Here is a 13,859-nt window from a genome sequence, read left to right on the forward strand (position 1 = left end):
TGGATTTTGTGACACTTTTGTATAGTTCAACATAGGTAAATTTGAATAATAGCAACAAATAAAACCTTTATATAATGCTGTCAGCGAATAGATGTTCGCTTGGCGTTTCTATGCTTTCATCATTAGTAGGATTAAAGGGGAAATTAAACTGAACAAGATTTGGAAGCTTATTGTTGTTCAATGATTCGTGTAATGCTACTATACCTTTATCGCAGACACTGTCAGAAAGTAAATTAAACTCAGTAATATTTGAAAAACTACCATTCTTTAGTGCATTTATAAATTCCACTCCACCATCAGGGCTTATATTATTAGAAATTAAATCAAGCTTAACAAGATTTGGAAAGTTACCATTCTCTAATAATTTAGTGATTGCTATTGAACCTTGATTACCCATAATACTAGAAGTTACTTTACACTCAGTAAGATTCGGAGCATTAACATTCTTTAATGTTTCATCTAAAACTTCTGCACCCTCAGCATCAATATAACAGTCGTGTAAGATAAGGCTTGTAATATTTGGATTCTCTTGTAAAAAGTTTATTAACTTCTCCATGTGTATATGTAGACTATTTAAGTCTAAGGTATTACCATTAACATATTTATTAAGTTCTACTTCCATCATGTTTATAACTCCTCTGTTAATATAATTCTTATTATAGCATAGACTTCAGTCATTGTCAAGTGTATTAACAAGCTGACACAAGATAACCCTTCAACTTCCCCCATTTATCCACTATACTGCTACAGGTCTTATAGCTTTTTAGTTAATGAATATTTTCAAGCAGGTTTCCTCTCTCATTTCCAGCAAGTTAAATGAGTTGAGGCAAAGGGGTGTTATAAGCACGAATGCAACAAACTTTATCATAGAGCCTCCAAGCAATAGAGCACATGGTGATATCTATACAAATGTTGCTATGGTGCTTGCAAAACATGAAAAGAAGAATCCCATTGAAATCGCAGAAGTTTTAGCTAAAGAGTTTGAACTTTTTGGTGAAGTTGCAAAAGTGGAAATAGCGGGCCCTGGTTTCATCAATATGCACTTGAAAATGGAAGTATGGCATGGGATTTTAAAGCAAATAAATGAGCTAAAAATGGAGTTTGGCACTCTCAAAATTGGAAACAATCAGGCCATCAATGTTGAGTTTGTATCCGCAAATCCAACTGGGCCACTACATATTGGTCATGCAAGAGGGGCAGTGTTTGGTGATGTTTTAGCAAATTTACTAAAGAAAGTTGGCTATAATGTCACTAAGGAGTACTATATCAATGATGCTGGAGCACAGATAGATACGCTAATTCGGTCAGTATATTTGCGGTATAAGGAAGCTCTGGGAGAGAAAGTTAGCATTGAAAAAGGTTTATACCCAGGTGAATATTTAAAGCCAATAGGGAAGGGGCTAGCTAAAAAATATGGCAAGGAGCTTAGAGAAGAGGAAGATAATCGAGTAATTAGAGAATATACTTTAAGTTCTATCTTAGAACTTATAAAGGAGGACATGAGCTTGCTTGGAGTCAATCATGATATTTTTACTTCAGAGTATGAGCTACAAAAAAATGGCAAAATCGAAGAGAGTATAAAGATATTATCTGATAAGGGTCTTGTGTATGAAGGATACTTGGAGAAACCAAAAGGCAAAGAAAGTGAAAGTTGGACTTCCAGAAAAGAAATGTTATTTCGCTCTACAACATTTGGTGATGATGTTGACCGCGCACTAAAAAAAGAGGATGGTAGCTGGACTTATTTTGCATCGGATATTGCTTACCATTTTGATAAGATATCACGTGGTTTTAACAATATGATCGTAGAGCTCGGCAGTGACCATGGCGGTTATATTAAAAGGCTTAGAGCAGTTGTCTCTGCGCTCAGTGATGATCAAGCAAAGATAGAGGTAAAGCTGCATAATATTGTGAATTTCTTCGAAAATGGCAAACCTGTTAAGATGTCGAAAAGATCAGGAAATTTTCTTACAGCTAGGGATGTAGTGGAAGAGGTTGGCAGGGATATAACTCGTTTTATAATGTTAACACGCAAGAATGATATGGTCTTGGACTTTGATTTTGCTAAAGTTAAAGAACAGTCAAAAGACAACCCTATTTTTTATGTGCAATATGCGCACGCCCGTGCTCATTCGTTAATGCGTAATGCTCCAAAAGAGCTCCCAACAGCAGACCCTTCACTTTTAAAGACAGATGGGGAGCTATTCCTCATAAAAACCTTAGCAAAGTGGCCAGATGTGGTAGAAATATCTGCAAGGCTTTGTGAGCCACATAGAATTACTTTCTACTTACTTGAAGTTGCAGAAGCATTTCACGTTTTATGGGGGTATGGCAAAAGTGATTTAAACATGCGGTTCATACTAGAAGATAACTTGAACTTCACCGCTGCAAGAATGTTTCTCGTCCAAGCCTTAGCGCACGTAATCTCTTCTGGGCTTTCTATTTTTAATATAGATCCTTTGAAAGAGATGAGTTAATTTTAAGGCCAAAAATTATACAAGAGGTCTGTTAAAATCACGTATATCGATTGTCTTGAAGTCACACAGTTGTTCTGTAGAGCTATGTCCTGTAATAATTACTATACCGTTTTGCTCAGAGCGTATTGAGATTAGGTTCAATACTAATTCACATGTTGTGCTATCAAGATTACAGAATGGTTCATCTATCAGCCAAATGTTTGCATTAGAAATTAACAGGCGAGCAAGCGCAACTCTTCTTTTCCAGCCTGCAGAAAGTTCACTATATTTGATATTAAGTACAGGTTGCAACTGTAAGCAACAAACGGCTGCCATAATTAATTCTCTAGTATTCCGTATTCTTGCCCAGAATTGTATGTTTTCACCAACTGTTGAGCTATCTTTACAGGCATTTTTATGGCCTATATAGACCATGGAAGGTATATAGGATTTTAGGTCATCATATATATCTTTTCCACGGTACATTATATTACCTGACACTGGCGGCAAAAGTCCAGATAAACTTCTGATTAAGCTGGTTTTGCCGCTACCATTTGGACCAGTGATTAAGATTTTTGATTTTGGTTCAGCTTTAAAATTGAGGTTTTTAAATAATACTTTGTTATTACGAGCACAGGATAGATTTTTACATTCAAGCATCTATTGGACCTTTAAAGAGAACTTGGAGCCTAAACACTTCAGTGTATGAACATTGGATAGCTTGCACAACAAACAGTCAGTGTTTGACATACAACTGTACGAACATTGGGTTTGTAGGTAGCAGATGGTGTCATCCCAGTGCTTGACTGACTATAACACTTAAGAAGTTTAATGCCAGAAAGCAGGTTATACAACGGATACGTCATCTGCCTTTTCCTTTATACTTACCCTTAGTTGAAGACTGAGCTTTTATAAACAGCTCCCAAAATCCTTTTTTATCACCTTCTCTGTGTATCAATTGTGCAAAATGCTTCATTAAAACGCTACCCATCATAACCATCTTTGTCCATTTACCTAGCGGTTTTGCTATATCAACTATTTCTAGATCTTCTTTGTAAACTTGCATATTCTTTTGTTTCTCCCTTAACATTTCCTGTTGTTTCATCAACTCTTTTTGCTTATTTTTTTGATATAATTCATTAAATCTTCTATTTTCTTCCCACTCTTCTTTGAGAACTTTTAGAGGAAATATAATTTTTCTAATATGATTTTTGTATATTTTTCTCAAAAAGAGAAATACTGCAATTACAGCAAGTAGTTCCGTACTATATATAATGATTTGTCCGAACGGCATTTTTATACTCAGCTTATTGGCAAGCAGTATTTATAATTATACCATAACTATAGAAATTTTACAATTTTTTTCTGGATAAAGATAGTAGACTAAAAATTTCTAAAGAACAAAAGCAACGTATTTACGTACAGGCTATCAACTACTACACTCAAAACTGACAAGTGATTAATCATTAGAGAGTAGAAGAATCACGGCTCTCTAATGAATAAAGATGGACTGTGTCAAGCTGGTGAGTAAGGTGGAAATTGAAGAAAATCTAATTGTTGGTTATCATGCTAGATCTACAATATAAGTTATAAAATTTTTAATCATTTTGGCTTATAATAATTTCTGAGTTAACCTTAGATTTCCTGAGCTGTGGTTTCTTTTACCCATGTTGAATTCTTAGCTTTTATACTCTAATTTAATTCCAGTTTTGACTATATAGGAGGTCACAATGTCAAACAATATCTATAGCGATCAAGTTAATAATAGTAATTTATATGCCAACAAACTTTTTTATGGTGAAGAGGGTGAGCAAGTCGAAAATCTAGGAGATCAGGTTGCGGGAGAAGAGGATGATAAATCAGAAGAAGATTTACTTCGTGACTGTAGAGATGAAACTAAGAAGGCAAAAGATAAGTCAATACAGTGTAAAAAAGATGCTGTGGAATCATAAAGAGAAATTACACAATTAGAAGCAGAAACTAGTGAATTAAAGTCAAAGGTTCAAGAAGAAAGAGAGAAGGTAGAACAAACTAAGAATGAAGCTGAGGCAGCAAAAGATGAGTTAATACAGTGTAAAAAAGATGCTGAGAAGATGAAAGAAAACGGTGGACAGGCAATTAATCAGGAAAAATGTGATGATATTAAAGCAGAAGCTGAACAAGCAAAATTAGAAGCTAAACTAGCAAAAGAGGAAGTTTTGAGGTACAAAATTGAACAGGAGAAAGAAGAAGTGATGCAGAGTAAGATTGAAGGAGTAAAAGAAGAACTTTTAAAGTGTAAAATTAACATGGCAAAAGCAGAGACTGAGTGGTATAAAAAAGCAGCTGAAGAATGTAAAAATGAGAAAAGAATCGGTACAGATAAACCTAGTATTAAGGGAGGGAATGAAAATGATAGAGGCAAACATGTTACCAATGAAGGAGGGAATGAAAGTGGAGAAATTACATCTCGAGAAATAACACCAGATCGTAGCCTGCCAGAAATTTGTGGGCCTAAGGCTACTTTGTATAAATCGGATAATAAGATAGGTTATCAAGGTTTTAATACATCTGATTTATTAAAAGAACTCTATCCTGAGATGTATAGTAATTCTAAAATTTTGCCATATATAGAAAAGGGATCAGAGGGTGTTTATGGTGCAGTAAATTTTAAATTTGCCTTTACTGATACTATTAGTTCAGTAGCTAACTTTGGTAATACGAAATGTCTTAAATGTATTGATAATCCACAAGAGTTAGCCTGTCAGGATGAGAATGTTAAGAGTTTTTGCCAATTTGGCAATGGTTATGATAATAAAGAATTAAACAAGAATTTTTTTTCTAGAGAATCATGTCCTGATCTCATCAAAGACTCCGGTGGAGCAAGTATTGTGAAAGCGAAACAAGTTGCACCATTGATAATTGTTAATAACGCAGGGAATATGATAGATAAAGAGGGCAATAATACTCAAGTACACTATAATTCATTAAAGCCTTATCTAAAGCTTAATGGTAAAATCAAGGACTGTGGAAATGATCAAAAGTGTAAAGATTATAATGCAATTATGGAGAAAGTTGCATGGGATAGTGATAAGGAAGTACTATTAAAAGCTGTCTTTGATAATGTGCAAAGAACAACTCCTTACTCTTATGATAATGAGGTTAGTTCTTTTCCCATTGATAATGAGTTGATATAAGAGAGAATGTTCTCTGGATTTTTTAGTTCAGAGAACACTTTTGTAGAAAAATAGAATTGGTGACCTTACTCAAAAAAAAGTAGAGAAGAAGTTTTTGTTGTGAGAATAAATTTAGCAGAGTTTATAATATAATATTTAAGTTATTTATGATAAAAAATAGATTTCTTGCATAACCAGCCAGTCTGGGATTTAGCAAGAAAATCTAGATTCCAGTAGTGCAAGAAATCTAATTTCTACGTATTCAAATATGGAAGTTCTAGTTTGTTGAACAGAACGTTGAGAAGTATCAATAAGAAGCTCCCTTTTGAGTAAACTTTTCTGCAACGGAGTTATCGTAATAACATCCCTTATGTACGTTGAATGAGCAAATTGGTCAAATATACGAAAGAGTTATAATACAGATTTTACTCAAAAAATATTGAAACAATCTCACAGATCTTAAACTAAGTTCTCAATTTCTCAAAGAAATCTTTTAATAAAAGAGAACATTTTGTTTCTAATATTCCACCATAAACTTCAGGTATGTGGTTACAGAATTGAAATATTCTAGTGCCGTTTTCAACTCCTCCACCTTTGGGATTGTAAGCCCCGAAGTACAGACGTTTAATTTTTGCAAAAGAGATAGCTTGAGCGCACATCGGGCACGGCTCTAACGTTACGTACATTTCAGCTTCATAAAGCGTGGAAGTTGAAAATGCTTTTCTAATTGTTAACATTTCTGCATGTGCAGTTGGATCATTAGATATATTGTGTGCAGAGGAGATGATATTGTTTCCATTAACTATTACAGCACCTATTGGCACTTCGCCATCTTTCTGAGCAAGTTTTGCTTGCTCTATGGCAAGTTCCATGTATTGGTACTTAAACATTAGGTGCTTGGGTAAATATAATTTTCTTTTCTTGGCTTTTCTATTTTTTCTAGGTTATAGAATTCACTAAGGACTATTGTCCTTTTTACAAGGCTATCTATTTCTCGCTTTAAATATTTTTTTATTTCTTCTACCTATTTTAGTTCGTTTATAGCTACAACTACTTCTTCCATTATATCCTCTATAATTTGATCCTCCTCTAATTTATATATTATTTGTTCTACATGCCTATTCAATTCCTCGAAGGTCGCAGATCCATATGTAATGCTATCTTTACTATTTCTTAGTAACATTTTTTACCTCTCTATTAGAATATAGTTTATTCAGTTCTATTAAACTCTATTGTCAATAGCTGCCTTAATAAATGATGTAAAGAGAGGATGAGGAGAAAATGGTCTTGATTGAAATTCTGGATGAAATTGCACACCAATAAACCATGAGTGATTTTTTAGCTCCACTGCCTCTATGCATGTTTTATCTTCTGATATACCACTGCATATCATTCCATTCTCTTCTAAGTTATTTTTATAATCTAAATTAACTATATATCTGTGTCTGTGTCTTTCTGAAATAGTGACACTACTATACACATTTGCCATTTTTGAATTTGGATTTACATTACACTTGTATGTTCCAAGTCTCATGGTTCCACCAAGATCAACGTTCTTACCATCAGCGAGCTTGATGATTGGGTGTTTGCAAGTATAAAATTCTTCAGAGTGTACATCTTCAAGCTTAATAACGTTACGAGCAAATTCAATCACTGCAAGCTGCATACCAAGACATATTCCTAAAAAAGGAATGTTATTTACACGGGCATAGTTTATTGCTAATATTTTACCTTCTATTCCGTTATCACCAAATCCTCCTGGAACAAGGACTGAATTAGAGCTTTGTAATTTTTCTCTGATAAACTTTGCATCTATAGATTTTCCATTCTCTTCTCTTGAGTTGACCCAATTTATCTTCACTCTAGCTTTATTACTAATTGCACCATGGTTTAATGCTTCAATCAGTGATTTATATGCGTCAGGAAATTCAGTATATTTTCCTACTATGGAAACGATAACTTCTTGTGTTGGATGTCTCATAGAGTGTACTATTTGGTCCCATTCAGGTAAGCTTGGTTTTGGCTTACTTAAGTGAAAGTGATCCAAAATTTGTGTCCCGAGCCCACATTGATTATACAAGGACGGTAACTCGTATATATGGTTTACATCAGGAGCAGGTATTACGTTAGATAAAGAAACATTGCAAAGATTGGCTATCTTTTCTTTTTGATTATCGGAAATTTCTTTTTCACTGCGACATAATATAATATCTGGTTGTAACCCCGCAGAGTTTAACTCTCGAACTGAATGCTGTGTCGGTTTTGTCTTTAATTCTTGTGCTGCAGTGAGATATGGTATTAAAGTTAAATGAATAAGGATAACTTTTTGCTTTCCTAGTTTATAATTAACTTGGCGTATAGCTTCCAAAAACGGTTGGCTTTCAATATCACCTACGGTTCCGCCTATTTCGCATATTACAAAATCTAAATCTTCTGTACCATTAAAAATGAAAGATTTGATTAAATCTGTCACATGAGGAATGATTTGCACAGTTTTGCCTAGATAATCACCACACCTTTCCTTCTTTAATAATTTATTATATACTTTACCAGTTGTTATATTGTCGTCCTTGGTTGCTTTAATTTTAGTAAAACGCTCGTAATGTCCAAGGTCTAAATCAGTTTCAGCACCATCCTCAGTAACAAATACTTCCCCGTGCTGAGCTGGGCTCATTGTTCCAGGATCAATGTTGAGATATGGGTCAAGCTTTCTGATGCGAACATTGAACCCATGAGCTTGAAGAAGTGCTCCCACACTTGAAGCAACTAAACCCTTACCAAGTGATGAAACAACTCCACCTGTAACAAAGATAAACTTGGTTTCTTTCATTAATTTTCAAATGGAACAGAAGTTGATTGGCCTTCTTGCTTTTTTTCTGATATAATCTTCTCTGCAATTGATTTTTTATGTACATCTTTTGAACATAATCCTGATAGTAACAGTGTATTTATAATGAACAGTCCAGCAACTATAGAAGTTATTCTACTGAGTGGATTTTCAGAAGACTTTACCGGAATTATTGAATTCATTCCCTGCTGTGAATTACTAAAGCCACTTAATGAACTACTTCCAGGTGGCTGCAGGAGCACTAAAATTACCAATACAACAACTAATATTATTTGAAGTATACTAAGTACTGTTACTGACATTATGAATAGAGCTAAAAATAAAAATTTTAGGAGCATAAGGATCATAAGTCAAGAATATCTTTACCCGAGTAACTTGACTACTGGAATCCAAGTATGTATTAAACCTTATTTAAATTATGAGCTATCACATTTTAAAATACAAAGATTATGAGCCAAAAATGGATGAAAGTTCTTTTATCGCAGATGGTGTGCGTATCATAGGTAACGTTGAAATAGGAAGGAATGCGAGTATCTGGTTTAATTGTGTGATCAGAGGAGATGTTGGATCAATCAAAATAGGTGATGAAACGAATATTCAAGATGGCACCGTAATTCATGTAGATAGAAATCCAGGCGGTGACACGATTATTGGTAGTATGGTGACGGTTGGACATTTTTGTGTGTTGCATGCATGCATGATACATGATAAAGCATTTATTGGTATGGGCTCTGTTATAATGGATCATGCGATTGTCGAGTCTGAAGCTATGGTAGCTGCTGGTTCACTGGTGACACATGGAAAAGTGATAAAAAGTGGTGAAGTATGGGCTGGCAGGCCAGCACAATTCTTCAAAAAAATGTCAAATGAAGAAATAAAACATATTACACAATCTGCACAAAATTATATCATGCTGATGAAAGAATATAAGGCTATATGCTAGGTTGAGAAATCTTCAGCTCTGATGAACATTCTACGTTAACTACTTCAAAAGTTTCTTCAACTATATAATGCTTATCAATATAAGGCTCAATCACTTTTTCAACTCTAGTTTGCTTATCAATACGCTGATTAATAAAACTACCTCTGACTATAATATCCTTTATTGGCCAGTTTGTTTCTGTTGGAGTACCTGATGATTTAGCTGCAAGTTTTATCAGTTCTGATGTTAGAAAAAGAGATATAGTATTGTTTGAGTTAAGAGAGAAATTTACATGACTCCTGCAGTATTCAAGCGATTTGCCCACTGGATAATCTGGTATTTCACCTACAACCTTTCTTATTAGCCAATTGCACTCTTTGGTAAGTATGCTTGCTTCTTTTGGAACTTGTAGCGGTATTATAATATCATTGCTAATTCTATTTTCTTCTTGAGAAAAAAGTTCGGTGTAAGCTCCTTTTTTACTGTGTTTCTCAAAATACTTAGGAAAATAAATATTGAGATATTCAGAGTGTAATTCTATTCGATTTTTCTGATCATTTTCTAAGACAAACGTATATTTATCACCATTTTGCTTAAGTTCGCATAACTTAAATTTACTAAGGTCAGAGTCTGGAAATGGCTTTTCAATTTCAAAAGCAAGTGTAAGAGTGTGCGTTGTGTGATCAAATTCATTTTTTTCTTGTAGACCATCTTGTAGACTATAGTACTTATTTTTTTCATATTCCTTTTTTTCTCTATTAGCATTAACTTCCTGTTCATTAAAACTTTCAACAGCATAAAAAAATTCTTCTTCATCTAGCTCTTCTCCTGTTAGAGCATCCTCAAACACATCCTGTTCATCCTCTAAATCAATCTCATTACCTTTCGTTTCTATTTTATTCTCTATACTTATTTTTTTTGTATGGTCATTTCCATTGCTAGCAGTTGTTTGATGATGTGTATCGTTAGTTTGAAAAAAGCTCTTTACTTTTGATATTAAGCTAATCCATGAAAGTCTGACTTGATTAAGTAGCCATTTAAAACTCTTCATTGTTTTACCTCAACCTAATTAGTAAAAATTGTAACAGAATAAATTAAATATGTCAATAAGATACACAAATTGTACTAACTGGGAATTAGTGGCAGCACTTAACATCTGTGTAAATTTTGACGTAGGCGTTTTCTGCATTTTAACCAAATCAGTAAGGAGGACACCATTGATATTCTCCTTTTAGAAGCAACTTGAATAAAACTGATAAAGTTTGAATTAAAGTGTAATTAGGAAAGTGAGTGATGAGAACTCTTTATTTGGACTTCTTTTGATTCATCTATTTTAGTATTAGGTCTTAGTGCTTCATATGTAGCACCACCAGCTACGAGTGCAGATGCTGTAGCTATGCCAATTATTGCTAATATACTTAGTCTAGTTGTATGTTCAAGTATAGTACTTGCTACCAGCCCAACAGCAAGACCAACACCAATAACAGCAGTGTACAACATTCTAGGATTATTTGAATTAGGCATATAGCTCACTAACTCTCTGCAACACTTTTCTGATTCTTTCTTTATGTCCTCGAGCTTATTTAGATCTTCTTTTTCTATTTTAGCATTTAATTCTAGTTTCTTACATAATTCTTGCATTTCTTTTACTTGTTTTTCTAATTTTTTAAAAAAATTTATTATTTTTGTTCCTTGTAATTTTATTATTGTTTCCTTAAGTAGTAACGTTGATATTGGCATTGCTATTTCTTCTATCTCTTTTTCTGTTTTCCTTTCCAATTCCACTACTTTTTCTATTCCTTCTTCTGATATTTTAGTGTCTTTTTTTAGTTCTATTTCAAACTTTCTTTTTTTCAACTCTGATTTTGCTTCTTCTAATGATTCTAATACATTCCATAGCTTTTCACCAGAATTCTGGCTCCGTTTTGGTGACATATACTGACTGCCTTTGAACTTTTTTGGTGATATGGGCTGATTTTTACCATCTTTAAGCTTTTTTGAGTTTTCACCAGCACTTACTTTAGCCATAATAAACCTCACATATTAAATAATGCTATTACATAATATCTTTAAAGCTCAATGTCAAATAGTATCTTTACATAATATAACTCATAAACAGAAAATTTTAGTATAAAATGCCATATTTACTTTGTGCTATGGTTTGAGGTAGAATAACAACTTGCTTCAAATATGGAAAGGCAGTACAACTCTATAATCAAGTTACTGAACTCTCATTTACTCCTCTTTTTTTGTAAAACAATCTACAATTTATTAGAAGATCTTCAGATAGACGTTGATCATTGGTTGCGTTTTTACAGTGAGACAAGACCTCATTCTAGTAAATATTGTTATGGCGATGTAGACTTTCCTGAATAGAAAACATATTGCTTTTTAGAAAAATATTAGTAGCATTACATTAAGAAACTGATATTAGTTTTCAATTTTTCTGTTAGTTAATTCTTGCTTGCTAGGTTAAGTTGTCTCTGGTAACCATAATGGCAAATCTTGTTAATTTGAGGCGTGGATTTTAGCCTCTCTCATCCTTACATTAGTTACATATTCTTTCGCAGAGGGCTAATGATAGCAATGAATTTATTAGTAAAATTCAGTAATTTATAACTGACAATTAGAGCTGTTAATTAGCAACTCACTTTAAATAGGTTACTCAACTGTGACAGATTTAGCTAAATTTCTCGGACAATCTACATCTAACCCTTTTTTTTCTGCAATAGAATAAGCAAGAAATTGCATAGCAACACTGTAGATAATTGGAGAAACAAAATTGTCAACTTCTGGAAGTTGCACCACATCTATGCAAATTCCCTTTAAGAGCGGTGCTCCTTGCTTATCACTAAAGGCAATTACTTTACCTTTTCTTGCAATAATCTCTTGTATATTGGATAGCGTTTTAAAGAATAAATTATCGTAAGGAATAATTGCGATAACAAGTACAGTAGAGTCTATCAAAGCGATAGAACCGTGCTTCATTTCTCCCGCTGCAATACCAATTGTGTTGATATATGAAAGCTCTTTTATCTTCAATGCACCTTCCATTGCAACTCCATATGAGCTTCCTCTCCCAATTATAATTATATTATTGTGCTCTAATATACTGCCTGATATATGTTGTATTTCCATCACATTCAAAACATGCTCAACATGTTCGGGAATAGAATTAATAGCACCGCTTAGTTCCTTTATCCTCTCTCTACCCAGTATACCTTTTATTTTTCCAAGTTCTACAGCAAAGCATGCTAAAATTGCAAGCTGCGTAGAAAAGGTTTTTGTCGAAGCAACACCAATCTCAGGTCCAGCAAGAGTATGCAATATAATATCTGAGGCTTTTTCTATGCTGCTATTAAATGTATTAATTATGCTAATGATCATTTGTTTCTGCAATCTCGCATAACGTAGTGCTTCCATAGTATCTGCAGTTTCACCAGATTGAGAAATGAATAAGCCAATACTACCTTCTTCGAGCTTGACGCTGCTATACCTAAATTCTGACGAGATTTCTAGATATACCCGAATTTGAGCAATACTTTCCAGCCAACACTTTGCTATTAGTCCAGCAAAATAGGATGAACCGCATCCAACTATAGTAATGTAACCTAGTTCAGAAAATAATTCTTTGTTGATTTCTTTATATTGTTTATAAAATTGATTTATTGTTTTGTTTAATGCATATGGTTGCTCAAAAATTTCTTTTAGCATAAAGCTAGGGTAACCATTTTTACTAATTAGAAAATTTCTTGGACTGCTATTTTCTGTTCTACGTTTAACTTGTGTACCATTATTATATATACTAAATTCGTTAGATTTTATTACTGCAATATCATTATCTTCTAAATGCAATATTTTTTCTACAAATGAACTCAAAGCATTAGTATCAGAGGCAGCAAATACTTTATTACAGTTATATCCTATTGCTAAAGGCAAATTTCTTTTTGCAACAAATAAAGTATCTGGATATTCTGCAAATAATAAAGCCAAAGCAAGTGAACCTTGTAAATTGTTTAGACACTGTAATATAGAATCAACTGGTGACAATCCTTCATTAAGATATGCAGTTAATATGTTTGGTATTACTTCTGTATCAGTGTCGGTATGAAAAGATACTCCCTTTTCCTCCAGATCCTTTTTTAATATATTGTAATTTTCAATCATGCCATTATGAGCAACAACAACATTATTTATATAAATGGGATGAGCATTTTTAAGATTTGGAACTCCATGTGTAGCCCAACGAGTATGTGCTATACCAACTTTGCTACTAGATATCTTGCTCTCATGAACAACTTCACATAATCTTTCAACTTTACCTTCTGATTTTTTGACTTCTATCTTACCTCTATTATTTATAATTGCTATACCTGAAGAGTCATACCCTCTGTATTCCAATTTTTGCAACGCGGTTAGTAAAGTTGGTATTACTGAATCACCGCTACTTACTATACCTAGTATTCCACACACTTCGT

General features: G+C 33.5%; 14 protein-coding genes and 2 pseudogenes. 5 read left to right on the top strand and 11 right to left on the bottom strand.

The annotated features are described in order from the left end of the window. Positions 1-67: 67 nt before the first annotated feature. Entirely contained in the window at positions 68-625 is a 558-nt protein-coding gene (locus OM967_RS07280) for a leucine-rich repeat domain-containing protein (RefSeq protein WP_246111582.1), read from the bottom strand. Between the two features lie 145 nt (positions 626-770). On the opposite strand from OM967_RS07280, the gene argS reads away from it, so the two are divergent. Beyond that, complete coding sequence (argS, locus tag OM967_RS07285; protein ID WP_211907915.1) at positions 771-2,477, top strand: arginine--tRNA ligase; 1,707 nt, start codon at positions 771-773, stop codon at positions 2,475-2,477. Between the two features lie 15 nt (positions 2,478-2,492). Here the strand turns inward: argS and ccmA are convergent, their stop codons facing one another. Then, complete coding sequence (gene ccmA / locus OM967_RS07290) at positions 2,493-3,116, bottom strand: heme ABC exporter ATP-binding protein CcmA (protein ID WP_211907917.1); 624 nt, start codon at positions 3,114-3,116, stop codon at positions 2,493-2,495. 202 nt (positions 3,117-3,318) lie between these two features. Further along, entirely contained in the window at positions 3,319-3,750 is a 432-nt protein-coding gene (locus tag OM967_RS07295) for a hypothetical protein (protein WP_250120322.1), read from the bottom strand. A gap of 436 nt (positions 3,751-4,186) precedes the next feature. On the opposite strand from OM967_RS07295, the gene OM967_RS07300 reads away from it, so the two are divergent. Then, positions 4,187-4,408 (top strand): hypothetical protein, encoded by a 222-nt coding sequence (locus OM967_RS07300; RefSeq protein ID WP_246433142.1) that lies wholly within the window; start codon positions 4,187-4,189, stop codon positions 4,406-4,408. Positions 4,409-4,549: 141 nt separating this feature from the next. Then, positions 4,550-5,632 carry a hypothetical protein gene (locus OM967_RS07305; RefSeq protein ID WP_250120323.1) on the top strand — a complete coding sequence of 361 codons (1,083 nt, stop codon included), beginning with the start codon at positions 4,550-4,552 and terminating at the stop codon, positions 5,630-5,632. A 228-nt stretch (positions 5,633-5,860) separates the two neighbouring features. Here OM967_RS07305 and OM967_RS08270 read toward each other — a convergent pair. The 5 genes and pseudogenes from OM967_RS08270 to secG form a co-directional block, all read right to left on the bottom strand. Further along, positions 5,861-6,002, bottom strand: a pseudogene (locus tag OM967_RS08270) (IS3 family transposase); the annotation flags it as partial. Positions 6,003-6,075: 73 nt separating this feature from the next. Beyond that, positions 6,076-6,483, bottom strand: a complete 408-nt coding sequence (locus OM967_RS07310) for a nucleoside deaminase (RefSeq protein ID WP_211907921.1) — start codon at positions 6,481-6,483, stop codon at positions 6,076-6,078. Positions 6,484-6,635: 152 nt separating this feature from the next. Then, positions 6,636-6,794, bottom strand: coding sequence for a hypothetical protein (locus OM967_RS07315; protein ID WP_246433144.1), 159 nt, complete (start codon positions 6,792-6,794; stop codon positions 6,636-6,638). Positions 6,795-6,833: 39 nt separating this feature from the next. Further along, entirely contained in the window at positions 6,834-8,441 is a 1,608-nt protein-coding gene (locus tag OM967_RS07320) for a CTP synthase (protein WP_127464150.1), read from the bottom strand. Further along, positions 8,441-8,761 carry a preprotein translocase subunit SecG gene (secG, locus tag OM967_RS07325; protein ID WP_250120325.1) on the bottom strand — a complete coding sequence of 107 codons (321 nt, stop codon included), beginning with the start codon at positions 8,759-8,761 and terminating at the stop codon, positions 8,441-8,443. Before secG ends, OM967_RS07320 begins: the two co-directional genes overlap by 1 nt. 116 nt (positions 8,762-8,877) lie before the next feature. Here secG and OM967_RS07330 point away from each other — a divergent pair, with 116 nt between their 5' ends. Further along, positions 8,878-9,402: a gamma carbonic anhydrase family protein gene (locus OM967_RS07330; RefSeq protein ID WP_250120326.1), complete on the top strand. Its 525-nt coding sequence runs from the start codon at positions 8,878-8,880 to the stop codon at positions 9,400-9,402. On the opposite strand, the gene OM967_RS07335 is transcribed toward OM967_RS07330, so the two are convergent. Together OM967_RS07335 and OM967_RS07340 are read right to left on the bottom strand one after the other, a co-directional pair. After that, the gene (locus tag OM967_RS07335; protein WP_250120327.1) at positions 9,392-10,432 is read right to left on the bottom strand and encodes a hypothetical protein; all 1,041 of its coding nucleotides are present in this window, start codon (positions 10,430-10,432) and stop codon (positions 9,392-9,394) included. The two genes, OM967_RS07330 and OM967_RS07335, sit on opposite strands and share 11 nt — an antisense overlap. 227 nt (positions 10,433-10,659) lie before the next feature. After that, positions 10,660-11,409, bottom strand: a complete 750-nt coding sequence (locus OM967_RS07340; protein WP_211907927.1) for a kinetochore Spc7 family protein — start codon at positions 11,407-11,409, stop codon at positions 10,660-10,662. 213 nt (positions 11,410-11,622) lie between these two features. On the opposite strand from OM967_RS07340, the pseudogene OM967_RS07345 reads away from it, so the two are divergent. Further along, positions 11,623-11,776, top strand: a pseudogene (locus OM967_RS07345) (IS481 family transposase); the annotation flags it as partial. Between the two features lie 266 nt (positions 11,777-12,042). Here the strand turns inward: OM967_RS07345 and glmS are convergent. After that, positions 12,043-13,854, bottom strand: a complete 1,812-nt coding sequence (gene glmS, locus OM967_RS07350; protein WP_211907929.1) for a glutamine--fructose-6-phosphate transaminase (isomerizing) — start codon at positions 13,852-13,854, stop codon at positions 12,043-12,045. Positions 13,855-13,859: the final 5 nt, after the last annotated feature.

It is taken from the genome of Wolbachia endosymbiont (group B) of Dolichovespula media (assembly GCF_947179505.1).
Taxonomy (GTDB): domain Bacteria; phylum Pseudomonadota; class Alphaproteobacteria; order Rickettsiales; family Anaplasmataceae; genus Wolbachia.